The organism is Pedobacter sp. Leaf176, from assembly GCF_001424305.1.
In the GTDB taxonomy this organism is placed as follows: domain Bacteria; phylum Bacteroidota; class Bacteroidia; order Sphingobacteriales; family Sphingobacteriaceae; genus Pedobacter.
This window is the reverse complement of record NZ_LMPD01000003.1, coordinates 747,126-772,416: the sequence shown is the minus strand read 5'-3', so window position 1 is coordinate 772,416 and position 25,291 is coordinate 747,126. Positions and strand designations below refer to the sequence as shown.

26 protein-coding genes are annotated in these 25,291 nt (G+C 38.1%); 9 read left to right on the top strand and 17 right to left on the bottom strand.

Annotated elements, in window-relative coordinates; all coding sequences use genetic code 11:
- Window positions 1–99 precede the first annotated feature (99 nt).
- Complete coding sequence (locus ASF92_RS12210) at window positions 100–2,319, top strand: NADP-dependent isocitrate dehydrogenase (protein ID WP_056093043.1); 2,220 nt, start codon at window positions 100–102, stop codon at window positions 2,317–2,319.
- 83 nt (window positions 2,320–2,402) lie between these two features.
- Here the strand turns inward: ASF92_RS12210 and ASF92_RS12205 are convergent, their stop codons facing one another.
- The 7 genes from ASF92_RS12205 to ASF92_RS12175 all read right to left on the bottom strand — a co-directional run bounded on the left by ASF92_RS12205 (window position 2,403) and on the right by ASF92_RS12175 (window position 9,672).
- Entirely contained in the window at window positions 2,403–2,708 is a 306-nt protein-coding gene (locus ASF92_RS12205; RefSeq protein WP_056093040.1) for a putative quinol monooxygenase, read from the bottom strand.
- Between the two features lie 16 nt (window positions 2,709–2,724).
- Complete coding sequence (locus ASF92_RS12200; protein ID WP_056093038.1) at window positions 2,725–3,405, bottom strand: type 1 glutamine amidotransferase domain-containing protein; 681 nt, start codon at window positions 3,403–3,405, stop codon at window positions 2,725–2,727.
- A 123-nt stretch (window positions 3,406–3,528) separates the two neighbouring features.
- On the bottom strand, window positions 3,529–4,101 hold the full coding sequence (locus ASF92_RS12195; protein ID WP_231729802.1) for a Crp/Fnr family transcriptional regulator: 573 nt from the start codon (window positions 4,099–4,101) through the stop codon (window positions 3,529–3,531).
- 139 nt (window positions 4,102–4,240) lie between these two features.
- Entirely contained in the window at window positions 4,241–4,765 is a 525-nt protein-coding gene (locus ASF92_RS12190) for a GNAT family N-acetyltransferase (RefSeq protein WP_056093032.1), read from the bottom strand.
- Window positions 4,766–4,836: 71 nt separating this feature from the next.
- The gene (locus ASF92_RS12185; RefSeq protein ID WP_056093030.1) at window positions 4,837–5,259 is read right to left on the bottom strand and encodes a VOC family protein; all 423 of its coding nucleotides are present in this window, start codon (window positions 5,257–5,259) and stop codon (window positions 4,837–4,839) included.
- A 541-nt stretch (window positions 5,260–5,800) separates the two neighbouring features.
- Window positions 5,801–7,219: a hypothetical protein gene (locus tag ASF92_RS12180; RefSeq protein WP_056093027.1), complete on the bottom strand. Its 1,419-nt coding sequence runs from the start codon at window positions 7,217–7,219 to the stop codon at window positions 5,801–5,803.
- A gap of 8 nt (window positions 7,220–7,227) precedes the next feature.
- Complete coding sequence (locus ASF92_RS12175; protein ID WP_056093025.1) at window positions 7,228–9,672, bottom strand: TonB-dependent receptor; 2,445 nt, start codon at window positions 9,670–9,672, stop codon at window positions 7,228–7,230.
- Between the two features lie 79 nt (window positions 9,673–9,751).
- Here ASF92_RS12175 and ASF92_RS12170 point away from each other — a divergent pair, with 79 nt between their 5' ends.
- Together ASF92_RS12170 and ASF92_RS12165 are read left to right on the top strand one after the other, a co-directional pair.
- Window positions 9,752–10,747, top strand: a complete 996-nt coding sequence (locus ASF92_RS12170) for an AraC family transcriptional regulator (protein WP_056093022.1) — start codon at window positions 9,752–9,754, stop codon at window positions 10,745–10,747.
- An 89-nt stretch (window positions 10,748–10,836) separates the two neighbouring features.
- Entirely contained in the window at window positions 10,837–11,247 is a 411-nt protein-coding gene (locus ASF92_RS12165) for a hypothetical protein (RefSeq protein ID WP_056093019.1), read from the top strand.
- Window positions 11,248–11,328: 81 nt separating this feature from the next.
- On the opposite strand, the gene ASF92_RS12160 is transcribed toward ASF92_RS12165, so the two are convergent.
- From ASF92_RS12160 to ASF92_RS12155, 3 genes are all read right to left on the bottom strand, one after another.
- A complete protein-coding gene (locus ASF92_RS12160; protein ID WP_056093016.1) occupies window positions 11,329–13,158 on the bottom strand; it encodes a DNA polymerase III subunit gamma/tau in 1,830 nt (609 codons plus the stop codon).
- Window positions 13,159–13,245: 87 nt separating this feature from the next.
- Window positions 13,246–13,377 (bottom strand): prominin family protein, encoded by a 132-nt coding sequence (locus ASF92_RS21410; protein WP_231729801.1) that lies wholly within the window; start codon window positions 13,375–13,377, stop codon window positions 13,246–13,248.
- A 77-nt stretch (window positions 13,378–13,454) separates the two neighbouring features.
- A complete protein-coding gene (locus tag ASF92_RS12155; protein WP_056093013.1) occupies window positions 13,455–14,327 on the bottom strand; it encodes an AraC family transcriptional regulator in 873 nt (290 codons plus the stop codon).
- Window positions 14,328–14,498: 171 nt separating this feature from the next.
- Here ASF92_RS12155 and ASF92_RS12150 point away from each other — a divergent pair, with 171 nt between their 5' ends.
- The 4 genes from ASF92_RS12150 to rplI all read left to right on the top strand — a co-directional run bounded on the left by ASF92_RS12150 (window position 14,499) and on the right by rplI (window position 16,379).
- On the top strand, window positions 14,499–15,092 hold the full coding sequence (locus tag ASF92_RS12150) for a hypothetical protein (protein ID WP_056093010.1): 594 nt from the start codon (window positions 14,499–14,501) through the stop codon (window positions 15,090–15,092).
- A 211-nt stretch (window positions 15,093–15,303) separates the two neighbouring features.
- The gene (gene rpsF, locus ASF92_RS12145) at window positions 15,304–15,660 is read left to right on the top strand and encodes a 30S ribosomal protein S6 (protein ID WP_056093007.1); all 357 of its coding nucleotides are present in this window, start codon (window positions 15,304–15,306) and stop codon (window positions 15,658–15,660) included.
- A complete protein-coding gene (gene rpsR, locus ASF92_RS12140) occupies window positions 15,660–15,923 on the top strand; it encodes a 30S ribosomal protein S18 (protein WP_056093004.1) in 264 nt (87 codons plus the stop codon). The genes rpsF and rpsR overlap by 1 nt, the downstream gene beginning before the upstream one ends.
- 12 nt (window positions 15,924–15,935) lie before the next feature.
- Window positions 15,936–16,379 carry a 50S ribosomal protein L9 gene (rplI, locus tag ASF92_RS12135; RefSeq protein WP_056093002.1) on the top strand — a complete coding sequence of 148 codons (444 nt, stop codon included), beginning with the start codon at window positions 15,936–15,938 and terminating at the stop codon, window positions 16,377–16,379.
- A 136-nt stretch (window positions 16,380–16,515) separates the two neighbouring features.
- Here rplI and ASF92_RS12130 read toward each other — a convergent pair whose 3' ends face one another.
- On the bottom strand, window positions 16,516–17,220 hold the full coding sequence (locus ASF92_RS12130; protein ID WP_056092998.1) for an SDR family oxidoreductase: 705 nt from the start codon (window positions 17,218–17,220) through the stop codon (window positions 16,516–16,518).
- Between the two features lie 44 nt (window positions 17,221–17,264).
- On the bottom strand, window positions 17,265–18,068 hold the full coding sequence (locus tag ASF92_RS12125; protein ID WP_056092993.1) for a DUF1080 domain-containing protein: 804 nt from the start codon (window positions 18,066–18,068) through the stop codon (window positions 17,265–17,267).
- A 311-nt stretch (window positions 18,069–18,379) separates the two neighbouring features.
- Here ASF92_RS12125 and mtgA point away from each other — a divergent pair, with 311 nt between their 5' ends.
- Window positions 18,380–19,108 carry a monofunctional biosynthetic peptidoglycan transglycosylase gene (gene mtgA, locus ASF92_RS12120; protein WP_056092990.1) on the top strand — a complete coding sequence of 243 codons (729 nt, stop codon included), beginning with the start codon at window positions 18,380–18,382 and terminating at the stop codon, window positions 19,106–19,108.
- 56 nt (window positions 19,109–19,164) lie between these two features.
- Here the strand turns inward: mtgA and ASF92_RS12115 are convergent, their stop codons facing one another.
- The 3 genes from ASF92_RS12115 to ASF92_RS12105 form a co-directional block, all read right to left on the bottom strand.
- Window positions 19,165–21,579 (bottom strand): AsmA-like C-terminal region-containing protein, encoded by a 2,415-nt coding sequence (locus ASF92_RS12115; RefSeq protein ID WP_056092988.1) that lies wholly within the window; start codon window positions 21,577–21,579, stop codon window positions 19,165–19,167.
- A 97-nt stretch (window positions 21,580–21,676) separates the two neighbouring features.
- The gene (locus ASF92_RS12110) at window positions 21,677–21,964 is read right to left on the bottom strand and encodes a YciI family protein (RefSeq protein WP_056092986.1); all 288 of its coding nucleotides are present in this window, start codon (window positions 21,962–21,964) and stop codon (window positions 21,677–21,679) included.
- A 5-nt stretch (window positions 21,965–21,969) separates the two neighbouring features.
- Window positions 21,970–22,449 (bottom strand): hypothetical protein, encoded by a 480-nt coding sequence (locus ASF92_RS12105; protein WP_056092983.1) that lies wholly within the window; start codon window positions 22,447–22,449, stop codon window positions 21,970–21,972.
- A 50-nt stretch (window positions 22,450–22,499) separates the two neighbouring features.
- Here ASF92_RS12105 and ASF92_RS12100 point away from each other — a divergent pair, with 50 nt between their 5' ends.
- Complete coding sequence (locus ASF92_RS12100; protein ID WP_056092980.1) at window positions 22,500–22,964, top strand: hypothetical protein; 465 nt, start codon at window positions 22,500–22,502, stop codon at window positions 22,962–22,964.
- Between the two features lie 5 nt (window positions 22,965–22,969).
- Here the strand turns inward: ASF92_RS12100 and ASF92_RS12095 are convergent, their stop codons facing one another.
- Together ASF92_RS12095 and ASF92_RS12090 are read right to left on the bottom strand one after the other, a co-directional pair.
- The gene (locus ASF92_RS12095) at window positions 22,970–23,758 is read right to left on the bottom strand and encodes a (Fe-S)-binding protein (RefSeq protein ID WP_056092977.1); all 789 of its coding nucleotides are present in this window, start codon (window positions 23,756–23,758) and stop codon (window positions 22,970–22,972) included.
- A 102-nt stretch (window positions 23,759–23,860) separates the two neighbouring features.
- Window positions 23,861–25,156 (bottom strand): 4Fe-4S dicluster domain-containing protein, encoded by a 1,296-nt coding sequence (locus ASF92_RS12090; RefSeq protein WP_056092974.1) that lies wholly within the window; start codon window positions 25,154–25,156, stop codon window positions 23,861–23,863.
- Window positions 25,157–25,291: the final 135 nt, after the last annotated feature.

Genomic DNA, 25,291 nt, shown 5'->3' with positions numbered 1-25,291 from the left:
CAATCGATTCTTTTATCTTTAGGCGATTTTAAAAAAGAGGATTTTTTAATCAGAAATCAGATTGTTTCATTAAATAATTAGTAAAAATCAAATATAATTATGTCAAATACATCAAAAATCATCTATACAAAAACAGATGAAGCGCCAATGCTGGCTACTTATTCGTTGTTACCTATTGTGCAGGCTTTTACCGCATCAGCAGGTATTGATGTAGAAACCAGGGATATTTCTTTAGCGGGAAGAATTTTGGCAAACTTTCCCGAGTATTTAAACGACGACCAGAAAATTGGCGATGCTTTAGCAGAACTTGGTAGCTTAGCAACTACGCCAGAAGCAAATATCATAAAATTACCTAATATCTCGGCTTCCATCCCACAGTTGGTTGGTGCAATTACCGAATTACAGTCTCAGGGTTTTGAAATTCCAAATTATCCGGATAATGCCCAAAGTGATGAAGAAAAAGCGATTAAGGCTAAATATGCGAAAGTTTTAGGCTCTGCTGTTAACCCGGTTTTACGCGAAGGTAACTCAGATAGACGCGCGCCTAAAGCCGTTAAAAATTATGCAAAAACCAATCCGCACTCGATGGGTAAATGGTCTGCAGATTCCAAAACAAAAGTAGCCAGTATGACCGAAGGCGATTTTTACGGTTCAGAGAAATCTGTAACTGTTGAAAATGCAAGTCAGTTCAAGATTGAATTTGTAGCCGAAGATGGTAAGGTAAAAGAACTTAAAGGTTTGGCTCCTTTGAAAGCAGGCGAAGTTATCGACAGTTCTGCATTGAGTTTATCGGCATTAAAAACTTTCGTTGCGAAAGAAATCGAAGAAGCAAAAGCTGCCGGCGTTTTACTATCGGCGCACTTAAAGGCAACGATGATGAAAGTGTCTGATCCGCTTATTTTTGGTGCGGTCGTAGAAGTTTACTTTGCTGATGTTTTTGCGAAATACGCTAATTTATTCAAAGAGCTAAATGTGGAAACCAGTAATGGTTTGGGTGACATTTACGCTAAAATTGCAGGTCACCCTAAACAAGCTGAAGTGGAAGCTGCACTAGCTGAAGCAATTGCAAATGGACCCGCTCTGGCCATGGTAAACTCTGATAAAGGCATTACGAATTTACACGTGCCTTCGGATGTGATTGTGGATGCTTCTATGCCGGCAATGATCCGTACTTCAGGCCAGATGTGGAATAAAGATGGTAAACCTCAGGATACAATCGCATTAATTCCGGATCGTTGTTATGCAGGTGTTTACACGGCAACAATCGACGATTGTAAAGCAAATGGCGCTTTTGATGTAACGACCATGGGGTCGGTACCAAACGTTGGCCTAATGGCTCAAAAAGCTGAAGAATATGGTTCGCACGATAAAACTTTCCAGGCTGCGGCTGCCGGAACAATCCGGGTAACGGATGCTGATGGACAGGTTTTCTTCGACCAAAAAGTTGAAGAGGGCGATATCTTCCGCATGTGCCAGACTAAAGATGCTCCAATTCAGGATTGGGTTAAACTTGCGGTAAACCGGGCACGTTTATCTGAAACGCCAGCGGTTTTCTGGTTAGATGTTAAAAGAGCTCACGATAGAGAAATTATCGCAAAAGTAAATAAATACCTGAAAGACTACGATACAACAGGTTTGGATATCCGCATACTTGCGCCAATTGAAGCCACAAAATTTACTTTAGAACGCATCCGTAAGGGTGAAGATACCATCTCGGTTACGGGTAATGTGTTGCGTGATTACTTAACGGATTTGTTCCCGATTTTAGAATTAGGAACATCAGCTAAAATGCTTTCAATTGTTCCTTTAATGAACGGTGGCGGTTTATTCGAGACGGGTGCCGGTGGTTCTGCCCCGAAACATATTGAGCAATTTATCGAAGAAGGTTATTTGCGTTGGGATTCATTAGGTGAATTTTTAGCACTTCAGGCATCTTTGGAGCATTTATCGCAAACGCAAAACAATGCAAAAGCACAAACTTTAGCGGATGCATTGGATGAAGCTAACGCGAAATTCCTTGCGACTGACAAATCTCCGGGTAGAAAATTAGGTACGATTGATAACCGTGGTTCTCACTTTTACTTAGCTTTGTACTGGGCAGAGGCTTTAGCAACACAAACAAAAGATGCTGAGTTACAGGCCAGGTTTGCGCCGCTTGCAAAGGCTTTAACTGAAAACGAAGCTAAAATTAATGAAGAGTTAATCGGTGCTCAAGGTAAACCTCAGGAAATTGGTGGTTATTACAACCCTAGTGATGATTTGGCTAGTAAAGCCATGCGTCCAAGTATAACTTTAAATGATACATTGGCTTCTTTGTAAGCAAATATAATATGCTAGACCCCCAATCGAAATGATTTCGATTGGGGGTTTTTAGTTTTTGCAGGTTTTAACTTTTCGAATGATTATGCGTCAATCGGGCTGGTTAAAATGACTTCCCTGGATTCTAATAGCGGTATTAGTTGTCCCACAACTAAATCTTTATAATGTGCAGAATTTCGGTGCTCATCAAGTGCAGCCTCATTTGCATAACCTTCAAATAGTACAATCGTATTAGAGTCTGTATTGCCCTGATGAATTTTATAGAATAAGTTTCCTTCTTCTTTAATACTTTCTGCAGATACGGTTTTCAGTATTTCCAGTATATTTTCTATATTTCCTTCTTTAACTTTCCAGGTTGCAAATACATGGATTGGATTTTGATTTTTCATGTTCTTTTTGATTTTGTTAAGCTTTTACAGATTCTAAAATCACCATCATTTTTTCTGCAACGCCTTTGGCTGATGCAGGGTTTTGACCGGTTACCAGATTACCATCGGCAATGCTGTTTTCTGACCATGGTGTGGCTGCGTGAAAAATTGCTCCCTGATTGCTAAGTGCAGTCTCCAATAAAAATGGAACGTCTGCTTTTGCGTAATTTTCTTCTTCCTCATCTGTAAAGCCAGTAATATTTTTACCACTAACAAGGAATGAGCCATCGCTTAGTTTAACATTCAACAATGAAACCGGTCCGTGGCATACAGCACCTACGACAGCCTTACGCTCATAAGCATCTGCAATAACTTTTTTAAGTAATGCATGCTCTGGCATGTCAACCATTGGTGCTAATCCGCCGGGTACAAATACAGCATCGTACAGTGTATCATTTACATCCGACAATTTCGCCGCGTTTTGCATATCCGCCCAGCCTTGACCTGTTAAAAAAGCCAGATTTGCCGGATCATCTGCAAGATTCAATGCATCCAGATAAGGCGTGTCGCCTGTTAAACTGGCGAAGTCGATTTGGTATCCTGCTTTTGTAAATTCGGCATATGGGTGTGCAACTTCAGGTAAAAAAATACCGGTTCTCCTGTTTTCAGGCCCGATTGAATTTGCATTTGAAACGATAATTAAAATGTTTTTTTTCATGACGCTATCTTTTTATGGTGATGTGTTTTATTTTCTGATGTAAAAATAGAGCATCACCAGGCCCCGGTTAAAGGAGACAAGTCACAAAAAAAGTGTGACTGAAATCACAATCAAAGAATTTAGCTATTTACTGGCTGAATATAATCTGCTGAGTGTTTCCCGACTAACACCCAGGTATTCTGCAATGTATTTTTTCGGAATTCTTTGCATTAGATCGGGATAGAGTTTTGCAAATTCCTCATAACGTTGCTGCGGGGTACTGGATAATAAAGCAATGATTCTTTTTTGCTGGGCTACATAGGCATTGGTCAGTTTTACCCTGAAAAAATGCTCCATTTTATGAAAACTTTCAGACAATTTTTCTCGACCATCGAGTGTAAGGCACAATACTTCCCCTGCTTCCATGCAAATTACATTTGTCGTAGCAGGTTGTTGCCTGAAATAGGAGACATAATCAGACACCCACCAGTTCTCCGTTGCAAATTGAACAATGTGTTCCTTTCCGGAATCGTCCAGGTAGAAGGCCCTGAAAACACCACTCATAATCAGGTATTCAAATTTCACTTGCTCATCTTCCTGAATTATGTATTGATGTTTTTTCAACTTCTTTAAAGTGAAAAACGTTTTTATCAATTTAAAATCTTCATCGCTGATAGGAGCGATGTATTGAATATGGGCGCGGAGTTTTTGCATCATTAGCGGCTAAAATTAAAGTTTATGATTGGAAGTTCATTGGGCAAATCTTTTTTCATCTTCATCCCTGGTCCGAAACATTTTACAATTAAATAAGGTCGTATTCCCGATTATTTTTGCTGGTAATCCTTCGCATAACTTCTTATGCTTTTAGCTTTAATTTCATCATAATATCTGTTTGCTCCTCATCACCGAGTTTAAAAATATGTTTGTCGAATTCAACGAAACCATTTTTCTCGTAAAAACGAATCGCCCGTGGATTTTCTTCCCAAACCCCTAACCATACGAAGTCGGCATTCTTATTTCGCGCTATTTCAATCGCTTTATCATAAAGAAATTGACCAACTTTTTTCCCATGGAATTCTTTCAGAACATATATTCTTTGAATTTCAACGGCCTTGTCGTCTTTAAGTTCCGTTTGCGAGGATCCGAAATTTAGTTTTAAGTAGCCAATAACCTCCTCATCGATTTTAGCAAAGTAAAATTCTGCATTATCATCCTGTAGCTCACGGGTTAATTTTTCGATAGCAAAACCTTCCTCTATATAGGTTTGCAAATTTTCTTCATCATTGTTATCGGCAAAAGTCTCATAGAAAGTTTTTTTAGCAATCTGCTGTAGTTGGCTAACCTCAGTTATTGCTGCTTTTTCAATAGTTATAGTATTCATTTAATCTTGTTAATGTTTCGTTAGACATAAAGCCGATAAGCGTATTGCCTTTCTAAGCCTGTTAAAATCTCTTATTGTTGTCCAGGGTTTCCGGTTGGAATTTTTGACATGTCCATATAAAAAATCTCCCAAGTATGCCCGTCAAAATCTTCAATGGTTCGCTGTTGCATAAAACCATAATCTCTAAGGGTACCAGCTTCTTTTCCTCCGGCTTTTAGCCCGCTTTCAACCATATCGTTGACTTCATCAAGACTATCTAAGGATAGCGAAAACAGTCCGGCTACAGTCGACTTTGTATCAGCGATGGGCTTTGTTGCAAAAGTCGAGAACTTTTCATGAGTTAATATCATCAGAAAAATATTATCACTCCAAACCATACATTTTCCACTGTCGTCAGAAAATTGAGGATTGTTTGTAAAGCCTAATGCTGTATAAAATTCCATTGATTTTTGGAGGTCGCTCACTGCCAGGTTAATGAAAATTTGTTTTGCCATGTTTTTTTAATTAGTTATCCGGTAAATTTCAGTTTATTTAGCTTTTTTTTATGAGCGAATATAAAAGTTTACGGTCTGCTATTAAATTTTAAAATTAATCATATTAGGATAAGACCATCAAGCCGTCGGGTTGTTATGCCCCTAAATAAAAAATAGGAGATACCAATAAATAGCGAAAATAAGGGATTTGGTGATAAAATACACAGCACGGCAGAAAACGGCGAATCAATACTAAACGTTTCTCCAGCATTACATGCCATAGACTATCAGAAATCACACCGGCATGGATTAATATCATTTTTCCATACATCACATCCTCGAATTGACGTCTGTTTTTGGTGCAGATGGTGATGAAATATGCACCTTCATTTGCATAATCCTACGTTGCAAACGGGCTGAGGGTATTCTGTATTTATTATGATATTTATCTGCCATTGATGCGATAGATTATATCATAACTATAAAACAAATTGGTTTACAGGGCTTTATAACAAAAAAGGCAACCAATAATGATTGCCTTTTCTTTCAACGATATTGATTTCTAGTAAGCGCCTAAATAAAAACTTCCTGATTGGTTTTTCAATTTAGCACCTTTGGTAATTGCCTTCGTTTTATAGTTAATGATGTAAAGGTTTCCATCAACGCCATTTGGCGACATTGGAACATAAACATTATCGCCAGCTAAACCGATATTCTGGAACTGGCCAAATGTACCTGTTAAAGCGGTTCCACCGTTTTGTGCCGCGGTAAGTCCCGAATAACCAGCATCCGTTTGTTTTTCAGTTGCTAATCTGGTAGCTGTTCTCGCATTCAAATCTATTAAAGCCAGGTAGCCGCCCGGTACATTGGTCTCCGTAAAAAGAACAATGCCTACACCATCTTTAATATACCGCCAGGCACTGATTGCAACATTGTTCGCAGTACCTAAAGCGGTCTTTAAATTGAAATTATAGCTGTTATCATATTCATTAGTAGATGCGTTGATGCGTAAAATCTGTGAACCAGAAGTTGCAGTCGCCTGGTAAATATTTCCGTCCGTGCCAACATACTGGGTCATGGTACGATAAGAGTGATTGTTTATTTTACTCACAGCAGGATCAGCAAAGATTAACTTTGGGTTGCCTAAGGAAGGATAATCTACAACCAAAGTTGCCGTTCCCAGTTCTCTTGTACCAGAGCTCCAGGTTTGAGCAGTTCCCGCTGTATTAACGCCCGATTTTTTGGTAACATCAGTTCTTGTTAGATTACAACCGATAAAAATTTTAGTTTTAGCAGCATTTAATACAGGAACATCGATACGTCCGATTTGATAACCAGCTTTGGTTTGTTCTGCGGTAAAAGGAATGGTAAATTCTGTTTGACGGGTAATTTGCGGATCATTTAAGTTAAGAACTGCAATTTTAGCGGTGCTTTTAACATCAACAAAATCAGCACCCGCACCTGAAGCTGGCGCTCCTGTAATTACTGATGATGCGAATACCCCAATTCCAACACCATCCGCTGCAATTACCCAACGTGGAGCTGTACCAAGAATGGGTTCAGTATTGACCTCTTCTCGGGTATCTACAAAGTTTTTATCTCCTTCTACTTTATATTTATTGAAAACACCACCATCAGTTCCTGTATATTGAATATTGTATAAGAAATTTCCATTTGCTGAACCTTGAACACGGGCGGTACGTTGAGACCTTAAACCGTAACCATTCGTAAAAACATTCACTTCAAAGTTAGGGTTAGCTGCCTGTTCCGGAGTAATGGCATACGCCATTGTACCACCATTTCCTGCTGTACCTTCTGCATCAGGAAAAGCAGCAGTTAATGTAATGTATTTTCTCGACCAGATATCCGGACCTGAAACACCTGTTGCCGGATGCTCACCACCACTTTTTTTACAGCCGGCTAAAGCACTAATGGCTAACGCAGACCCGAATAATGCGGTTTTTAATAAATTAGTTTTCATATTGTTACTTATTTAAAATTATTTATTGTGTAGTTTAATTTGAAATAAAAGGCTCTGCCAGGTTTTTGAACACCAAAATTGTCGTACACCTCTGCATTAAGCATGTTTTTGCAATCTAGACTGGCAACAAGTTTTCCACTTGGGAAACGATAGCTCGCACCTAAATCATGGGTAAATTGATTGGGGGTTGTAAACCATTCCGATTCAATCCAGATGGTGCTAAATGATGCAACATATCCAGCATTATAGTAGACGTTCATCACCGATTTCTTTTGGAGAAGGTTGTTGAAACGATATTGTATATTTCCATTTACGGTGAAGAAAGGTTCGTTGGGAACCTGTTTATTATATAAGCTATTTGGATTTCCTCTTTCATCGAGTTCAACCTTGTATAGAGAATTGAATTTTGAAAAATTAACCATAGCATTGAGCTTATTATCGTAGATGTAATTTACTTCGGCTTCGAAGCCGATAGATTGTGTTTTCGACAGATTTACAAACTGGGTAACCTGGATATCTTCTACCTGATTTTCACGTCCCTCTATTACGGGATCGATGCGGGTTTGCTGAATGATTTTATCATATCCGTTTCTCCAGAAAGCATTTCCATATAAGGAGAACTTATGTTTGTTGGAAGTCGTAAAATTATAGCGTCCGCCGAGGTTGTAATTAATTGCCAGTTCGGGCAAAATGTCAGGGTTTGCCAGCAGGTTGTTTTCCGGCTCGCCGTAAATATGTCTATCCGTTGGCATTATGAAAGATTTTTCGGCTGATAAAATCAGAAATCCATTTTGTATTGCTTCGTAAGATAGTGTGCCTCCAAATCCTTTGTTGTCCCGTGTTGTGCTGCTGTTCTGGTAAACCAGTGCGCCGTTCACTTCGTTAACGGGTCGATTTTGATCCGTTTTATATATGGCGTATTTTCCGAAAATGTTAGTTTTCAGCTTTCCATTAAAGAGTTCTGCTTCATAGTTCGCTGCAAAAATATTCGTGGTTAAACCATTTAATGTTATCCATCTGCTTCGTTCCGGGATAAGAAGATCCTGGTCATTCCGGTCAGATTGTTCGAACTTATGATTTAACGAAACATGGTGGCCAGAAACAATTGTGTATGCTAAATTAGAACGGATGTTGGAGATTTTACGTTCGATGTTACTCATCACAGCTAAACCTTGCTGACCCTGGCCTGGGCTGTAACCGTAAGTTTCTGGCGGACCTTCAGAATTTTTAACCAGCAAGGTGCCATCCCAATTGTATCGTAAACTTACCGTATCTTCTAAATAGGTGCTTCTTCTACTGTGAACAGCATTAACCGTAAGTGTCAATCCATCTAACAGGAAGTTGTTTTTATTATAATTCAGGCTGAGTACATTGGCGTTATATTGATTAAATCGTCCAAAATAGGGTTTCGTCATGGTTATCCCGTGAGGAATCTGTTTGTATGAATCAGAGATATTATAACCTACAAAGAATTGATCGGCCCATTTAACATTGGTAAAACCAGCTTCAAACAGGCCACCCACAGTTTCAAATTCATCATTCGGTCGTTTGGTTCGGTAGTTTCTTATGATTCTTCCGCCAGGCAAAGTATATTTTGAAAACTTTCCCCACATTTCATAATTATTATCCGAATGGCTGTAGAACCCTGATGCCCTTGCTGTAAAACCATTTTTTTGATTGCGATATAATGCGCTTACGTCTGCTCTGTAAGTGTTAAAGGATCCATAAGAAACTGCCGCAGTAATGTTATTTGCAGAAGCATCTTTTTTCATGATTACATTGATAGCGCCGCCAACATAGTTGCCACTTAAATGTGATGGAAGAACACCTTTATATACCTCAATGCGTTCAATCATCGCTGGGGGTATATTATTCAAATTGAACGAAGAGCCATAGGTTGAAATTTCGATTCCATCCAGAAACAAACCGATTGTACTGCCCGACATCCCGTTTAAATTATATTCGATAGGAGCACCTTCGCCACCATTCTGACGTACACGAACTCCAACCGCCCGATCTAAAAGTTCATTGGTAGTCAAGTTTCTTAGCGACGCTTCTTTGGTTTCTATGATTGACATTGCAAAGCCACTGGTCTCCATTTTTCGCTTTTCGGTTTTACCAGATACGCTAACATCCTGCAAATTTCGATGGGCAACTTCTTTAACTTTTGTATTGAAAGTTACCGATGGGACGTTAATCGTTAACATTTGAGTTTTGCTTTCGCTAACTACAGAACTTATTATAATTGTGTACGTGCCATATTTCAGGTCCTTAAGTTCATATTTTCCATGCTCGTCGGTCATTGTACTGCGATTCAGCTCTTTAACACGAACTGTTGCACCATCCATCGGCTGATTATTATTGTTGGTTATTTTTCCCGAAAGAGTGGCTGTCTGCGCAATCGCGTCGATAGAAAAGCAGAATGAAAAAAGGAATAATAGCGTTGTCTTCATTTGTTTTTGTAACTTTTTTAAGTTCTTCTTTAGAATAGGTCTTAATAAGAATAACTTTGCGCAAAGATAAAATCTGAATATGACGCAATCAGAAGAAATAACAACGCTAAAGGGAGAATCTCAGCAACCAGTAGAAAGTGTATTCTCTTACAACAAAAACATAGAAGTTAGTTTCAGGACTTCAATTGAAGACAGACGCAAAATTGAAATCAGGCTAAACCACTCAAATATATCAGAGACAGCAACTTTTCAAATGATTTTCGTACTCAAAGGAAGTATGCAGGTTACAAATTGTGATTCCAACAATGTTGTTGCCAAAATAGATAGTCACCAACACAATCTTTGCCGGCTGCCATTTAAAACGACCAGAATGTTGGTTAACATGGCTGACGACATGTTGTTAATTAATGTTAGCGATGCTTTTTTAAAAAGATTTTTACCGACTGAACATATTGCTTATACACTGTTATTTGATGAAAAGTCAAAAAATGATCCCATAACATTATCTCCAATTAACCTGCAGATTACCCCAGAAATAAGCGCAGTTTTGCAAAAACTAGGGCATTTTACCGATAGTGCTTTTTCAGATCAGCTTTTGTTAGAATCAAAAGCCATTGAGCTTCTAGCATTACAGATGGTACAATTTGAACAACTTCAGCATAGAGAAGCGCCGGTAAAACTCAAAAAAACTGAGATGGACAGGATGCATGAAGTACGCGAGATTTTGCTCAATCAATCCGAAGATAAGCTTTCTTTACGAGCGCTTGCTCATTTGGTGGGTACAAATGAATTCAATTTGAAACGTGATTTCAAAGCCATGTTTGGGAAAACCGTTTTCGGTTATCTTAATCAATATAAAATGGAAAAGGCCAGAGCGATGTTGATTGACGAGGATATTACTGTTTCAGAAATTTCAAAAAGGATGGGCTATAAACACGCTACTCATTTCACAAGCGCCTTTAAAAAGTATTTCGGTTTCTTACCGAACAAAATTAAAACAGGTAAGTTATCGGTGTTAATTTTCTTTGAAGATTTTATTGCGTTTTTAGAAAATCTGAATTTAACAATGATTTAAAATTCAAATTATAAAAGCCGCATATGCAAACCATCTGTTTGCATCTTTGTTACTTTGTTATACATTTAAAACAACAGGAGATCAATATCATGGCAATCAACGAAAACAAAGGATCTGGAGATAAAATACACAGCACGACAGAAAACGGCGAAGTTAATAAGGAAAACTTGTCATTTGATGAGCATAAACAAAGTTACGAGTTTGATGTGAAAGGAACAGAGCCTGATTACGATCACCCGATGGGCTATGAAACCGTTTCTGAAGGTGCTGTTGATGATAATTCGACTTATGATGAGGCAAACCCTTATGTGGGCGATGAATATGCAAGTGAGGAGGAAATTGCAGATGACAAACTGGAAGAACTAGGCATGCACGTCGATAATGGGGAAAGTGTTAAATTAAATCCGGAAGATGAAATTTTAGCCCGTACACCTGAAGATGACCGTGATGATTTAGATGAAGAAGGTTATCCGATTAATGATGAACCTAGCGCAGTTTAACAATTTTAAGTTTTCAGTTGGCTTAATTGCCGACTGAAAACTGAAAAGATTAACCCAAAACAACCAACTGTAAGGCCCTGACTACGGATTAATATCCAAGTTAAAACGGCGTCTTAATTCATCCAGTTTCGGATTCTTCTTTACCAGGTAATCGTACTTTTCACGGTTACCATAGAGCCGGTTTTCGATTTTTCTTTCCATTTGTCTATAGGTAACTTCTATACCAAAATTCTTTAACTCATTTCTTAGATAGTTTAAAAGTTCTACGGATTCTTTTTGTACAAATTGTTCCTGCGTTTTACTTTCTACCGAAATTTCGATGACTTCAGGATTAAGCAGGGTAGGCGTAAAATTATTTAAGATTGTGAAAAGATTTATCTTATCAGTTGCCTTTAGAATTTGAATATAGTTGTTCCAGACTTCCAGTAATCGCTCATAAGTAAAAGCCGCTCTGGCTTCACCGGTCGCTTTTTTCGGGCCCGATTCTTCTTCTCCGCTGGCAAGGCGTTCTAAATCATTCAGGGACGGAATAAGCGTACCTGCCGGATTTTTTTTAGGAATATTAATGCTAATCGAAGTCGTAGAAGAAACCGGATTAACGCTTGGTATTTCTATTGAAGGATGGTGGTTTTCAGATTGCGGAAGCATTTCGCTTTCCGCTTTAGTCTTTGGTCTTTCTGCTTGTGAAGAATCTTCGCTTTCAGCTACAGTCTTAATGCTTTCTGCTTTTTCAGCTACGACATTAGTTTTTTTTTTATCCTGATCTGAATCAGTTGCTGTGTTACTAGGGCTTAATGGTTGCTGGGCTAAATGGACGACTGAGCGTATATGGCACATTTTTATGAGTGCCAACTCCACCTGAAGACGTTGATTTTTGGAATTTTTATAATTTAAATCGCAGGCATTGGCCAGGTTAAGTGCCGTAAGCAAGAATGATAATTCTGTTTGCCTGCATTGCTCCAGGTATTTTTGCTTAATGTTTTCACTTACTTCCAAAAGCTTTATCGTAGCTGAATCTTTTCCGACTAATAAATTACGGAAATGAGAAGCCAAGCCATTGATGAAATTATTTCCGTCAAAACCATTATTTAAAATTTCGTCGAACAGCAGTAAGGTATTGCTTACGTTTGCCGCTGTTAAATAGGAGGTCAGTTTAAAAAAGTAATCGTAGTCTAAGATATTCAGGTTGTCGATTACCGATTTATAAGTGATGTTTTTATTGGAATAACTGGCAATCTGATCAAACATGGAAAGCGCATCACGTAAACCGCCATCGGCCTTTTGTGCTATGATGTGCAAACCATCCGGCTCAAAGGCAATGTTTTCACGCTGGGCAATTGTTGCTAAATGATTGGAAATATCCTCAACCTGAATGCGGTTAAAATCAAAAATCTGACAACGGGATAAAATCGTTGGCAGGATTTTGTGCTTTTCTGTTGTCGCAAGAATAAAAATGGCATACGAAGGTGGTTCTTCCAAAGTCTTCAGAAAAGCGTTAAACGCATTTGCTGAAAGCATGTGAACCTCATCAATGATGTATATTTTATATTTACCGGCTTGAGGAGGTATTCTGACTTGTTCTATTAAACTGCGGATGTCATCAACTGAATTGTTCGATGCGGCATCTAATTCATGAATGTTGAAAGAATGGCCGGTTTGAAAAGAAACGCAATTTTCGCATTGACCGCAAGCTTCAATTTCTGCTGTAGGATTTGTGCAATTGATAGTTTTTGCAAGGATGCGGGCGCAGGTTGTTTTACCAACTCCACGCGGTCCGCAGAATAAAAATGCCTGCGCTAACTGGTTGTTTTTAATGGCATTTTTTAAAGTCCCGCTGATATGCTGCTGACCAACAACGGTTTCAAACGTTGCCGGGCGGTATTTGCGGGCAGAAACAATAAAATTTTCCATTGGGACGAAAATAGGAAAATTTTACGGAGTTGAAATGTGGAAAATTTGAATGTGGAAAAGTTGGTCAGAGCATTCTTTTAAATTGATTTACATAGGATAGCCGTTAAGACTGCCATTGCTTAACGGTTCGCTACGAAGCTGGTAGATAATGAAGCCGGTAATAAATACAGCAACAAGCAAGACAATGATGAACCAGTCGATTTTACTTAACTTTTTCATAAGTGATATTTTATTTTATATAACTACATCACTTTTGGAAAAGTTTAAAATTTTAACGAAATATATTTCAGCACAGATTATTTAATAACTGCTTTCAATTCGCGCCTGTACTGAGATGCGCTTTTTCCTGTAAACTCTTTAAATAATTTATTGAAGTGACTGAAATTATTAAAACCACTTTCGAAACAAATATTCGAAATGCTTATTGGTTTTTCCGCCAAAAGCTTCGATGCATGTACAATGCGGTATTCGTTTACAAATTTGGTGAAGGTTTTTTTAGTGATTTTTTTAAAATAACGACAAAAAGAAGGTACGGTCATACTCGACATTTCTGCAATCTGTTCCAGGCTGATTTCCTCTAAAAAATGATCCTTCACATAATTAAAGACCATATTGATGCGGTCATTATCCTGCACCTGCATTTCGAGTGAGAAGTTTTGTGCATTTAATAGTTTGTAATCAGATGCCTGCTCCAATTCCCGTAATACACCTAGAAGTGCCAATAATTTCTCAAGGGGCCAGGCATTATGCATTTTTTCTAAAGCCGGGCCAACAAGCCTCATTGTGTCTTTGCCAAAAGCGATACCATATTTAGCCTTTTCAAACAAGCTTGCTATTCCTTTAGTTTCCTTAAGCGTTAAAAACTCGGTTCCTAAAAAGTCGGGTTTCATTTGTATAACGACTTCTGTTTTATTACCCGTATTAGTATCCGTGAAGCCACAATGCGGCAAATTGCTGCCAATCAGAATTAAATCGCCATCCGTATAGTAGGAAACATGACTGCCAATTTGCCGTTTTCCGGAGCCGCCATTTACAAACACCATCTCAATCTCTGGATGGTAATGCCATAAGTGAGCTTTATTGTTGGTATTTTCTACATATTTAGAATAGTAGAAAGAGCTTCCAAACGAAGGTTCAACAACCTCGTAACTGGGTCTTATTTTTTTCATTTATAATTGAAATTAATAATTAAAATATGCTTAATTGTTAGCGAATTATCATAAATATTGTTTTTAGGGTAATATAGCATATTAATTGGAAAATATGCAATCATCTATGTGCATGAAACCGCAGTAATTTAGCATTATCAAATAATTACAAACCCAATAAAATTATTGATTATGAAAAGTTTACTAAAAATCAGTCTAATTGCAGCAACAATGTTCACTGCTTCTGCAACATATGCAAACGATGGTATTTACACACTTGATGTTAAAAGTGAGGATGCTAAAACAATCCGTTTTTCTATAGATAAAGCATCTGATATTAATTTATCGATCAGAGAATTAAACAACGAGGTTTTATTTGAAGAAAGCATACATTCTGCAGGTGCTGCTTCGAAAAGTTATGATTTAAGCGCACTGCCTAATGGAGAATACGTGCTTAATGTAGAATCTGATGCTAAACTTGCAACTTACACCATTGTAATTGCGAACGATAAAGCTGTTGTTTCCGTTCCAAAAATTACTGAACTTTTAAGACCTGTTCTCACCAAAGATCAATCAGTGCTTACACTTTCCTTAGATAATGCTGCAAAAGGACCTATTCAGGTGCAAATTTTCAATGAGTACAATGATGAGCTTTATAGTGAGACTTTTACTGATAAAGCCAAGTTGGTTAAGAAATTTGACACAGCTAAAACTTATGGTAAAGAATTAACCTTCCTGGTTAAATCAAACAATCAGGAAATTGTTAAAACCATCGCAATTCGCTAATTTCATTAAATATCAAAATTGATTAAAGGGCTGTCTAAAGACGGCCTTTTTTTATGATGTATGGTTTAAAACTATAACAGCCTAATTTTTGGTTTTTAGTTAAATTTAAATGATAATTTTGTAATTAAAGGTTTGATTTTAAGAAATATATTGTTAATTTTGCGTCCCCGTAATATACCTCGGGCTTAAATAAAAATAAATTTATATAACAATGAATCAGTACGAAACTGTTATCGTTCTAACCCCGTTGTTATCAGAAGAAGTAGCGAAAGAAGCATTAGCTAAATTCAAAACCATTCTTACTGATGGCGGTGCCGAAATTGTCCACGAAGACAATTGGGGTTTGAGAAAATTAGCGTATCCGATCGCTAAAAAATCTAACGGATTTTTCAATTTAACCGAGTATAGTGCTCCAGGAGAATTGATTGCTAAATTAGAATTACAATTAAAACGCGATGAGCGCGTGTTACGTTTCCTAACCATCAGGTTAGATAAACATGCGGTTGCTTATAACGCAAAAAAACGCAGCGGTGCGTTTAACAAAAAAACTAAGGAGGTTGCAGCGTAATGGCGAGAGAACAAATTCAATACGTTACTGCCCCTAAAGTAGAGGATAACCGTAAAAAATATTGCCGTTTCAGAAAAAACGGAATCAAGTACATTGATTATAAAGACGCAAACTTTTTGTTAAAATTTATTAACGATCAAGGTAAACTATTACCACGCCGCTTAACTGGTACATCGTTAAAATTTCAACGCAAAGTGGCTCAGGCTGTTAAACGTGCTCGTCACATCGGTTTGTTACCATTCGTTGCTGACCAATTAAAATAAGGAGGATTTGATATGGAAATTATTTTAAAACAAGATATTAAATCTTTAGGTGAAAAAGACGATATCGTTACGGTAAAACCAGGTTATGGTCGTAACTACTTAATACCAAAAGGATTTGCATCTTTAGCTACGGTTTCTGCAAAGAAAGTTTTGGCTGAAAATTTAAAGCAAGCTGCCTTTAAACAAGATAAAATTAAGAAAGATGCTGAAGGTGTTGCAGAGCGTTTAACGGGTGTTAAACTTTCTATCGGCGCTAAAGCTGGCGAAAGCGGTAAAATATTTGGTGCAGTTAACACTATCCAGATTGCTGAAGCATTAAAAGCACAAGGCTTTGATGTAGATCGTCGTCGCATCACTTTCGAAACTGAACCTAAATTTGTTGGTGAATACACGGCTAATTTAAACTTGCACAAAGAAGTAAAAGTTCAGGTTCCTTTCGAAGTAATTGCTGAATAAGCATTCTTTAGTGAATCATAAAAAAGTCCTTTCAACCGAAAGGACTTTTTTTATGCTGTAAAATGTGAGATAGAAAATGGGAAATGGATGATGCAAATAGATTGAGGTTTCATCTCACATTTTCCATACATCCTTATTATCCCTTCGGCGTAGTTGGTCTGATTTCCACCTTACTCGGCAAGGTCCTGGCAGGCATTGCTAGCAAATCGACCACTAATTTCCCCATATCTTCCGGCTGTATTTTCCATGCGTCATCTTCTGCATTGGGATTGTGCTCATTAAAGTGACTGGCGACCGAGCCCGGCATTATCGTACTGACTTTTACGCCATACTTTCTTAAATCCAGCATAACAGATTGGGTAAAACCGGTTAACCCGAATTTGCTTGCATTGTATGCGGAGCCACCTGCAAAAAAATTAGTTCCCGCCAAACTGGAAATGGTTATGATTGTACCCCGGTTTTTTTTGATTTCCTCAACTGAAGCCCTAATGCTGTAGAATACACCGGTCAAATTTGTATCTATAATGTCGTTCCATGATTCAACTGTTAGTTCGTCTATAGGGGCAAAATGACCAACTCCGGCATTTGCAATGAGCACGTCCAATTGTCCCCATTTTTCAATTATCAGATTTATGGCATCTTGTTGCGATTTAAAATCCTTAACATCTGCTTCTATCGCAAGTACATCGCCATATTCAACCAGCTTTTCAGCTGCTGTATTGGCTGCGTTTATGGTTCTGCTGGTAATGGCCACGTTATACCCATCTTTCAATAGGGCTTCTGCGATTCCAAAACCTATACCTTTACTACCTCCCGTTACAAGGGCTACTTTTATGCTCATGTTATTTCTTTTTCATTTAGTAACCGATAACACCTGATTAGGTTTTACTTTTTTTTAAGGTGCGACAAATCTTTTAATTCAACTTTTCTGAAATCAATTGGTTGCCCCTCACTTTGTAATGCAATAAAACCTTCTTTTAATAATTTTCCGTCGATTTTAATTTTTGGATCGTAGTTGTTGGCAACACCGCCGCCAATTTGTGGTTTGGAATATTGCAGTACAGTATGGCCATTAATGATATGGGTTATCAGCGAGTCGCCCAGTACGATAAGTTCTGCACGAACCCATTGATCGCCATCATAAGTTTTTGAGGTCGAATTCAGGCAGTGGGAATCTGCAATTTTTCCTTTGTAAACCACATTTGTGCCCGGAGAACACATATTTCCGGTTGGTCTTGGCTTTCCGTCGCCCAAGCCGCCCAGAAATTGCATTTCTATAGATATCGGCCAATCCTGTTCTTTAGGCATTGTCTTTGGATCCTGGGAATGAAACATGACCCCGCTGTTCAGGAGCGTATAATCGGGTGCGCCTTTCTGTAATTTTCCTACAAAGCGGTATTCCACCACTAAATGATAATAGGAAAAGGGAATTTTATAATACAAATGACCAAACTGATCATTAAAATCACCGTATTGATCATAGCGCACTTTTATCATTCCATCTTCTACACGAAATGTATTACCGTAGTTTTCCTGGTAACCGTGATGGTGAATTTTTACATTCCAGTCTTTAATGTCTTTACCATTAAATAAGGAAGTCCATTTTTTATTGGAATTTGGAAGTTTATTCCTGTTTGCGCTACAGCCAAGCAAGGCGATAAGGAATGTGCAAAGTATTAGATTCTTCATCCTGGTTATTTTGTGGCAAATTAGAAATAATATCTAAAGGAGGAAATGTTTGCGGTGTAAAATCGGAATTGAAACGAGGTTATATCAAAGAGATTTACACTGGCCCGTAACCAAATTATTTTGATACGTCGTCATTCTCCAAATCAATTTGGAAATCCTAATGCTTGAAGAGCGTTTTAAGTTTCCCGCCTTTGCAAGATCCGATAGCAATCGGATGACGGAATATGAAATAAAATTATTGCCTTAATTAGATTTTAATTTGAGACAGCCTCATTCTATTTTTTCGGGCAAGATTATTTACATTTGAACCTATGGCGAAAACCCGTAATCAAAGAGCTAAAGTCAAGACAAGGCATCCCATATTAAAAAAAATAATTAACATCACTACGAAGGTATTTATATACTTTTTACTCGTGTCGGTATTCTGGGTGATTGCTTTACGCTTTATAAATCCGCCGATAACCTTACTTATGGTTTTGCGTAATATTGAGCGAAAAGCAGATGGCAAACCATTTAAAACCGAAAAAGAATGGGTTAAATTTGAAGACATTTCTGATAATATGAAACGGGCTGCAGTATCCGCGGAGGATCAATTGTTTTTAAAGCATATCGGTTTCGATTTAAAATCAATAGAAAAAGCTTTCGCCAGTAATGCCAGGGGTAAAAAAGTGAAAGGCGGAAGTACAATCTCACAACAAACTGCAAAAAACGTTTTTTTATGGCCGGGCCGATCCTGGGTTCGAAAGGGATTTGAAGCCTATTTCACCTTATTGATAGAAATTTTCTGGAGTAAAGAGCGGATTCTTGAAGTGTATCTGAATGTAATAGAGATGGGAGACGGTATTTATGGTGCGGAAGCCGCTGCCCGGGCTTACTATGGCAAATCATGCACAAAATTGAGCAGGAACCAGGCTGCATTAATTGCCTCATGCTTTCCTAATCCACGCAGGTGGACACCAGAGAATGCAACACCTTACATCAGGCATCGCCAATATCTTATATTACGAAATATGAGACGGCTTGGGCCCCTTGACTTTTAGTTTATACCGGAGTTTTTAACGCAGCTATGAATTTAATTTATAAATTAAACCAGGGTTTAATCATGATCCTTATTCCACTTCACTTTTAACTCCCCATTTTCATCAGTAGCCTTAAGGTGCAGAACAATGCCTTTCATTCGGGCTTCCCGCTTTTGCTGGCGGTCTAAATTTTCATCTCCTTTAGGGTTTCTTAGCGGAATATCCATCGCAATGTTGGTTCCTGATGATATACCATAGGTGCCTTTAACGTTAAGATTCAATACGCTTGAATTAATTTGCATCGGGCTTATTTCTATTTTATCGCCTTTAATGTTCAGTGTTCCATCAAGATTATTAATCCTTATATCGGATAAGTTCCTGTTTGCGAAGGCGAGTTTACCTACTTTCTCTAAAGGTTCGAAATTTACCAAAGCCGCATTTTTAAGGTTAAAGATGACCTTTCCATTTATGGAGCGTGGTAATATTTTTCCAGTATGCGATATTCTTCCTCCTACATCAACCAGGGATGATAAATAGCCCTTTAGATTTTTATTGGTAATGCTTTTTTGCCCAAAATTATCGAAAGAATAGAAAAAGTCGGATACACTTACATGGCTTATTTTGGAATTAATTTTAAAGCGGTTTGATGCTGCTTCCTGAATAATATTGCCATTTAGAGCCAGTAAGCCGCCCGCATGCTCAACGCTTATTTTATTAAAGTAAATGCCGGCTCCACGGAGTGCAATGTCCGCATTCAGATTCCTCGCTGTAAACTTATCATATATGGCTTTACCCACAGTCAAATTTATATTCATTTTTGAGACCTCCAGCACATTACTTAAATCTCTTGACGCTGTTTTTATCGAATTTGTTGATGATTTGGTCTTTCTCACACTTCTCGGTCCTAAAAACGGCAAGAATTCATTCAGGTAAAGTTGCGGACTATTCATTTTTAAATTCACGATAATTTTATCCGGGTCTGTATAGTATAGGTTTGCGAAATTTGCAATATTGCAATCTACATTAAGTTCACTTTTGCCAAGTTGAAAATGACCGTTTTGGATAGATAAATCATTTTGATTAAAATTGATACTCAGCGCACTTTTAACTAAATGCAGTTTACGCGGTATGTATAAAATATCGGCATTTGAAACCTGAATCTTTCCCGACACAACGGGCTTAGTAAAACGGAAGTTATCAATGTCTGCCTTGCAATATAAACTTAGGTTAGCAGTTCCGTCTTTAAATTCAAAATCGTTCGTCGCAAATGAATTGTTTAAATTGGTCAATGGGAATTGCGAGGTTACCAGCCCTGTAGCAATGGGTTTCGCCAGGTTTGTAACAGTAAAGGTATCTACTTTCAATGGAGCGTTAAAATACCTTGCCGTAAGCCGATAGAATTTTATGGCAGAATTTTCATCACCTATGATACCCTTTATCGTATCCTGATTGGTAAAAGTGCCGTCAAAACTGGCAGAAGTCAATTTGCCGGCAGGGATGCCAACAATGTTGTCTCTTACTTTGATACCAACCTTAATCAGCGGATCGCCATACTTGCCCGATCCGTCGTCGATAATGTTACCCCTGATGTCTATTGGCTTTTCAATACTGAATTTCAAAAGTTTTGAAGAAATATTAGGAGACAACAATAGCGCAACATCTTTGAAAAGGATCTGATCAACTGCAATACTAATATTGAAACCGGAGTTTGCTAAGTCTATTTTGGCACCTATTTTAAAAGGGTGACCTCCTATTTTAAGTTCTTCCGGGTCTAAGATAACGGCATCAAGTGCTCTGCTGTAATGCGCGGAAAGGGTTCCGTCAAGCATTTTATCTTTTAAGAAACTTCCTTTTCTTGTATTGAATGCAAAACTGTTTACCAGTGTTTTCAGCTTGATTTGCCCGGTCCAGCCGCTATCCGGATACTTCAATCTGCCCTGGATCTGGTCGATTTTGAAATTAAATAGTTTAAAACGTTTCTTATTGTCTACAACCAGGCTAACCTTATTGAAGTCAATTTTTTTAACGGCAAAGTCCGAGGATGTGGAGGAAGATTTATTCTCAGCCTTTTTTTTGCTCTTGAAGATGCTGGTATTGCTGTAGCCATTAGAATCGGTGTAAATGTAGATCGAAGCGTTGTTAAGCGTTATTTGATTGATGTTTACAGCACCTACGAAGAGTGATAAAACATTCAGGGAGACGTCGATGTCTTTAGCTTTGAGCAAATCATGCTTATGCATGTTCCAAAGACTGTCCCTTAATAAAACGTCGTTTAAGGAAACTGAAACACCCGGGAAACCTTTAAGTAATGTAGGCTCCATACTTGCTGCGGTTATTTTACCGTTCAGGTTTTTGTTTAATTGCGCTAATATTGAAGCTAAAATTTCCTTTTTGTTTCTGCTGATGTAAAAAGCGCCTGCAAGCCAGGTTAATAAAATCAAGAAGAAAGCAACCGATAAGACTTTTAAGGAGATTTTGAGCCAGCGCTTCATATATATTGTTTGATGTAACAATATAATGCTTTTTGCAGCTAATTGTTTGGTAGATAGCTAAAATAATCTTTACCTGTTCTGGAGCTCAACGGAAGAACTAACGCAGGAGTGATTTTAGATCCTGATGGTATTGAGATGTTCGGAATTGTGTGATGGAGAAATCGGCTAATTTATGTTTGTAAAATGGGTCTTCCATCAGGATTTTTTTTAATGTCGGTTCATCCTCCGCTAACGCTAAAATGATTCCGCCTGTTCGTGGCACCTTGCGACCTGAAGCAATAAAAATATCCATTGTATAATATTTATTCAGGTACTCAATGTGTGCAGCCATGTGTTTATCCAATTCTTCAAGTGGTACGATGTATTGCAGATCGACTATGAACATAGCCCTTATAATAAATGTGCAAACACTGTAGAATGCCAGCTGTTTTTGAAAGGTACTTCCCATCTGGTTTCCAGCTCCTCAAGGTTTTGTACCATATTATTAAAAACAATTGTTTCGGGAGTTATCTTTTTAATATTTATCAGGGTTTCAAAATCTTCTTTATTTTGTACATGGACCTCCCCGTCAATTTTATATGCAATGTTGAAACGGTTGAACAAGTCTACATGGAGCGTTTGTTCAATTTCTTTTATCAATCGCACCGAGCTGTCGATAGAACAGCCTGTCACGTTGGCCTGACTTTCATCGACGGTTAATATAATAAAATAGCCATGCCTAACTTCTGCTTTTGCCATTAATTCATGGCCATGGGCTTTCCACTGTTGTGTAAAGGCTTTAAGCTTAGTCAAAATTTCAGCTTCTTCAGCAGGAGTGAATTTTCTATTGCTCTGGTATATCCAAATTCGCGATTGTGGAGAAAAAATCATAAACAAAATTACCAATTTAATTAACTTGGTGACATAAAAACGCTGGTACTATGAAAAAGTTTACAATTTGCTTGAAATTGCTCTCAATTCCTGCGATTTGTGTGTTTTTAACCGCATTTTCTGTTCATGATTCACTTGAGGAATATGCGATGTTTCTTCAGAAAAGCTTCACAGAACATTATGATTCAAGTAAAGAAAGCACTGTTGTAAAAAAGTATGAATTAAATGTTACCAACACCGGGTTTTGCAGGTATAAACGTTATTTCAACAACGGTAAAATAGAGTATTTTGCATTTAAATTAGCAAAATTCAGGGATCTAGATTATTATGGAACCACAAAAGCCGGCCTGTTATATTTAAGGACCAAAAATGACGATGTTATTGTTCAAACCTATAACGACAAAAATGGCGATGTAGATTCTATGGCCACCTGTGTGGTAATTCCGCTTAAAAATATAGAGGCAGAAGATTTGAATCAAATCAGGCAAAACCTGACAAAGATTACCAAGCCCTAATTAAATTATAAACCGTTTGCCCTGGCCGTAATTTCGGCGATATCCAATACTTTAACATCCTGTTCTCTATCTTTAAGTTTAATGCCATCACTCAGCATGGTCATACAAAACGGGCATCCTGCAGCGATTACTTCAGGATTCGTTTGTAAGGCTTCATCAATACGCTCCACGTTGATGTCTTTATTTCCTTTTTCGGGTTCTTTAAACATTTGTGCACCACCTGCACCGCAACATAAACCATTGCTTTTGCAACGTTTCATTTCAACCAATTGCGCGTCTAAAACTTCCAAAGCTTTTCTCGGAGCTTCGTAAATTCCGTTGGCCCGGCCTAAATAGCATGGATCGTGATAGGTTATTTTCCGTCCCTTGAAACTTTCGCCTCCTTCGGCTTTCAATTTGCCTTCATTAATTAAATCCTGTATTAATTGGCTATGGTGAATAACTTCATAAGTACCGCCTAAGCCCGGATATTCATTTTTAATTGTATTGAAGCAATGTGGACAACCTGTAACTATCTTTTTTATGTTATAGGCATTCAATACCTCAATATTGGTCATCGCCTGCATTTGAAAAAGGAATTCATTTCCTGCTCGTTTTGCAGGGTCGCCGGTACAGCTTTCCTCTGTGCCTAACACAGCATATTTTATCCCAACATGATGCAGAATTTTACAAATGTCGCGGGTGATTTTTTGTGCTCTTTCATCATAACTTCCTGCGCATCCCACCCAGAATAATATTTCCGGCTCTTCGCCTGCAGCCATCAACTCGGCCATTGTAGGGACTTTAAATTCCATATCGTTGTATCAAGTATTTAGTATCAAGTATCAAGTATCAAGTATCGAGTATCAAGTATCGAGAGGCGTGATAGAATGATGTTTATATATAAGAGTTAACTATCAATTTTCCTCTGCCCAGTTGAAACGGTCGGCAGGTGAATATTTCCAGGGTGCCTGGTTATTTTCTATATTTCCCATCATGGCATTAATACTTGCCGGGGCCTGCGATTCTTCCATTACCGCGAATCGGCGTAATTCCATGATGATTTGTAGGGGGTCGATGTTTACCGGACAAGCTTCAACGCAGGCGTTACAGCTTGTACAAGCCCATATTTCTTCTCTTGAAATGTAGTCATCCAAAAGAGATTTTCCATCCTGGTGGTCTACACCATGTATGTCAATATTTTTACCTACTTCAGCAACTCTATCCCGGGTATCCATCATGATTTTCCTGGGTGATAAAAGTTTACCTGTTATGTTTGCAGGGCATACAGAGGTACATCTTCCGCATTCAGTACAGGTATAAGCATTCATCAGGTTTACCCAGTTTAAATCGGTTACATCTTTAGCGCCAAATTTTCCTGGTTCAGTTTCTGCAGGAACGAAGGAAGGATCTAACATCGCTTTTACCTCATTGGTAACCGAAGCCATATTTGTAAACTCACCTTTTGGTTCGAGGTTTGAGAAATAGGTATTTGGAAAAGCGAAAAGAATGTGGAAGTGCTTTGAATAAGGTAGGTAATTCAAGAATGCCAATATGCCGATGATGTGAAACCACCAGCAGCCTCTCTCCAGAATAATTAGCGAGTTTTCTGTGTTTGGCAGGATGTTGATCAAAAACTGACTAACCGGGAATGAACCCGCACTAACATAATGGCCGGCGCCAAGGCTTTGAAGTTTTGCATCTGCAGCATTCATCAGAAGAAAAGCAGACATTAATAAAATTTCTGTTATCAGGATATAGTTTGCGTCGGATTTTGGCCAGCTGGTCATTTCAACGCCTCTGAAACGTTTTAATTTCAAAATATTCCTGCGAACGAGGAATATAGCACATGAAAGCCAAACCGTAAGCGCCAGGATTTCGAAAGAGCCAATTAGAAAATCGTATAGCCCACCCATACCGTGAAAAATACGATGTGTACCGAAAAGGCCATCAATCATAATTTCTAAAACCTCGATGTTGATGATCACAAAACCAACATAAACGAAGAAGTGAAGAAAAGCAGGGATAGGGCGAACGACCATTTTCGACTGACCGAATGCAACACGTAACATCGTCATTAACCTTTTTTGAGGTTGGTCGTAATGGTTTATGGCTTTACCCAAACGGATGTTGCGAATAATTTTTCGGGAATTAACCGTAAACAGCGCTATAGCTGCCAGTGTAAGTAGGAGAAAAAGGATTTGACTTACCATGTATTTTAGGTTTGTAGCGCTAAATTAGGATATTTAATTTAAATAAATTACTATGCATGCATAAAAAAAATAATTAATAATTACTGTTTATAACGATTCTAAGTTTGACTGAATACGGGGCTGTAAAAGCATGGG

Excerpts from the sequence above, each read along its gene's own strand:
- ASF92_RS12115 (WP_056092988.1), bottom strand. The coding sequence starts at position 21,579 with ATGAAGCGCTGGCTCAAAATCTCCTTAAAAGTCTTATCGGTTGCTTTC.
- rplI (WP_056093002.1), top strand. The coding sequence starts at position 15,936 with ATGGAAATTATTTTAAAACAAGATATTAAATCTTTAGGTGAAAAAGAC.
- ASF92_RS12190 (WP_056093032.1), bottom strand. The coding sequence starts at position 4,765 with ATGAATACTATAACTATTGAAAAAGCAGCAATAACTGAGGTTAGCCAA.
- ASF92_RS12110 (WP_056092986.1), bottom strand. The coding sequence starts at position 21,964 with ATGTTCATAGTCGATCTGCAATACATCGTACCACTTGAAGAATTGGAT.
- ASF92_RS12090 (WP_056092974.1), bottom strand. The coding sequence starts at position 25,156 with ATGGTAAGTCAAATCCTTTTTCTCCTACTTACACTGGCAGCTATAGCG.
- ASF92_RS12105 (WP_056092983.1), bottom strand. The coding sequence starts at position 22,449 with ATGATTTTTTCTCCACAATCGCGAATTTGGATATACCAGAGCAATAGA.
- ASF92_RS12210 (WP_056093043.1), top strand. The coding sequence starts at position 100 with ATGTCAAATACATCAAAAATCATCTATACAAAAACAGATGAAGCGCCA.
- ASF92_RS21410 (WP_231729801.1), bottom strand. The coding sequence starts at position 13,377 with ATGAAAAAGTTAAGTAAAATCGACTGGTTCATCATTGTCTTGCTTGTT.
- ASF92_RS12100 (WP_056092980.1), top strand. The coding sequence starts at position 22,500 with ATGAAAAAGTTTACAATTTGCTTGAAATTGCTCTCAATTCCTGCGATT.
- ASF92_RS12095 (WP_056092977.1), bottom strand. The coding sequence starts at position 23,758 with ATGGAATTTAAAGTCCCTACAATGGCCGAGTTGATGGCTGCAGGCGAA.
- ASF92_RS12130 (WP_056092998.1), bottom strand. The coding sequence starts at position 17,220 with ATGAGCATAAAAGTAGCCCTTGTAACGGGAGGTAGTAAAGGTATAGGT.
- ASF92_RS12205 (WP_056093040.1), bottom strand. The coding sequence starts at position 2,708 with ATGAAAAATCAAAATCCAATCCATGTATTTGCAACCTGGAAAGTTAAA.
- ASF92_RS12150 (WP_056093010.1), top strand. The coding sequence starts at position 14,499 with ATGAAAAGTTTACTAAAAATCAGTCTAATTGCAGCAACAATGTTCACT.
- mtgA (WP_056092990.1), top strand. The coding sequence starts at position 18,380 with ATGGCGAAAACCCGTAATCAAAGAGCTAAAGTCAAGACAAGGCATCCC.
- ASF92_RS12185 (WP_056093030.1), bottom strand. The coding sequence starts at position 5,259 with ATGGCAAAACAAATTTTCATTAACCTGGCAGTGAGCGACCTCCAAAAA.
- rpsR (WP_056093004.1), top strand. The coding sequence starts at position 15,660 with ATGGCGAGAGAACAAATTCAATACGTTACTGCCCCTAAAGTAGAGGAT.
- rpsF (WP_056093007.1), top strand. The coding sequence starts at position 15,304 with ATGAATCAGTACGAAACTGTTATCGTTCTAACCCCGTTGTTATCAGAA.
- ASF92_RS12155 (WP_056093013.1), bottom strand. The coding sequence starts at position 14,327 with ATGAAAAAAATAAGACCCAGTTACGAGGTTGTTGAACCTTCGTTTGGA.
- ASF92_RS12200 (WP_056093038.1), bottom strand. The coding sequence starts at position 3,405 with ATGAAAAAAAACATTTTAATTATCGTTTCAAATGCAAATTCAATCGGG.
- ASF92_RS12180 (WP_056093027.1), bottom strand. The coding sequence starts at position 7,219 with ATGAAAACTAATTTATTAAAAACCGCATTATTCGGGTCTGCGTTAGCC.
- ASF92_RS12170 (WP_056093022.1), top strand. The coding sequence starts at position 9,752 with ATGACGCAATCAGAAGAAATAACAACGCTAAAGGGAGAATCTCAGCAA.
- ASF92_RS12165 (WP_056093019.1), top strand. The coding sequence starts at position 10,837 with ATGGCAATCAACGAAAACAAAGGATCTGGAGATAAAATACACAGCACG.
- ASF92_RS12175 (WP_056093025.1), bottom strand. The coding sequence starts at position 9,672 with ATGAAGACAACGCTATTATTCCTTTTTTCATTCTGCTTTTCTATCGAC.
- ASF92_RS12160 (WP_056093016.1), bottom strand. The coding sequence starts at position 13,158 with ATGGAAAATTTTATTGTTTCTGCCCGCAAATACCGCCCGGCAACGTTT.
- ASF92_RS12195 (WP_231729802.1), bottom strand. The coding sequence starts at position 4,101 with ATGATGCAAAAACTCCGCGCCCATATTCAATACATCGCTCCTATCAGC.
- ASF92_RS12125 (WP_056092993.1), bottom strand. The coding sequence starts at position 18,068 with ATGAAGAATCTAATACTTTGCACATTCCTTATCGCCTTGCTTGGCTGT.